This window comes from Protofrankia sp. Cr1, from assembly GCF_963555865.1.
Lineage (GTDB): Bacteria > Actinomycetota > Actinomycetes > Frankiales > Frankiaceae > Protofrankia.
On record NZ_CAUVXO010000276.1, the window covers coordinates 4,208 to 5,879 of the forward strand.

The following is a 1,672-nucleotide window of genomic DNA, read 5'->3' on the forward strand; positions in this document are numbered from 1 at the left end:
GCGCAGGCCGCCGTGTTGATCAGTGTGGAGGCGGCGGTGACGCGCGTGGCAACTGTGAGGCGCGCACGCGGGGGCCGGCTTTCCCTACCATCTGGCCATGAGCGAGCGTCTGTCGGAGTCCGGCCAGCCGATCAAGTCTGTGTACGGTGCACCCGATCTTCCTGAGGATCTGTCGGAGCGTCTCGGCGCACCTGGCGAGTATCCGTTCACCCGGGGCGTCTACCCGACCATGTACACCGGCAAGCCGTGGACGATGCGGCAGTACGCGGGTTTCGGCACCGCGCGGGAGTCCAACGAGCGTTACCACTCGCTCGTCGCCGCCGGCACCGGCGGGCTTTCCGTCGCCTTCGACCTGCCCACCCAGATGGGCTTCGACTCCGACGAGCCGATCGCGCACGGCGAGGTCGGCAAGGTCGGCGTGGCGATCGACTCGATCGAGGACATGCGGTTGCTCTTCGACGGCATCCCGCTCGACCAGGTCTCCACCTCGATGACCATCAACGCGCCCGCGTCCGTGCTGCTGTTGCTCTACCAACTGGTCGCCGAGGAACAGGGCGTTCCGGGTTCGAAGATCACTGGGACGATCCAGAACGACGTCCTCAAGGAGTACATCGCTCGCGGCACCTACATCTACCCGCCAGCGCCGTCACTGCGGCTGGTCTCGGACACCTTCGCCTACTGCCGCAACGAGATCCCCAAGTGGAACACGATCTCGATTTCCGGGTACCACATGGCTGAGGCCGGGGCGACCCCCGCCCAGGAGATCGCGTTCACCCTTGCCGACGGCATCGCCTACGTTCGGGCGGCGATCGAGGCCGGGCTCGTGGTCGACGAGTTCGCACCGCGGCTGTCGTTCTTCTTCGTCTCCCGCACGACCCTGCTGGAGGAGGTGGCGAAGTTCCGCGCCGCCCGCCGGATCTGGGCGGACGTGATGAAGAACACCTTCGGTGCGACCAACCCCAAATCGATGATGCTGCGCTTCCACACCCAGACCGCCGGCGTGCAGCTGACCGCACAGCAGCCCGAGGTCAACCTCGTCCGGGTCGCGGTGCAGGGCCTCGCGGCCGTGCTGGGCGGTACCCAGAGCCTGCACACGAACTCCTACGACGAGGCCATCGCCCTGCCCACGGTCAAGGCCGCGACGCTGGCGCTGCGCACCCAGCAGGTCCTCGCCTACGAGACGGACATCACCGCCACCGTCGACCCGTTCGCCGGCTCCTACGCGGTCGAGGCGCTGACCGACGAGGTCGAGCACGCCGCCCGTGAACTGATGGAACAGGTCGAAAAGCGCGGGGGAGCGGTCGCCGCGATCGAGCAGGGCTACCAGAAGAGCGAGATCGAGAATTCCGCGTACGCGGTCCTGAAGGGCATCGAGGACGGCTCGCGCACCGTGGTCGGCGTCAACCGGTTCCGGGCCGAGCAGGAGGACCGCTACGAGCCGTTGCGGGTGGACCCGTCGATCGAGGCCGACCAGGCCGCCCGGCTGGCCGCACTGCGAGCCGACCGCGACAACGCCGAGGTGACCCGCTGCCTGGACGCGGTCAAAGCCGCCGCGCAGGGGACGGACAACGTCCTCTATCCGCTCAAGGAGGCCCTGCGCGCCCGCGCTACCGTCGGTGAGGTCTGTCACGCTCTGCGCGCAGTCTGGGGGGTGTACCGTCCCGCCGACGCC

At 68.2% G+C, this 1,672-nt stretch carries 1 protein-coding gene; it reads left to right on the top strand.

Going from position 1 to position 1,672, the window contains the following annotated elements; translation table 11 throughout:
- Positions 1-97: 97 nt before the first annotated feature.
- The coding region (locus U9980_RS18830; RefSeq protein WP_322769121.1) for an acyl-CoA mutase large subunit family protein at positions 98-1,672 on the top strand (1,575 nt) is incomplete at its 3' end.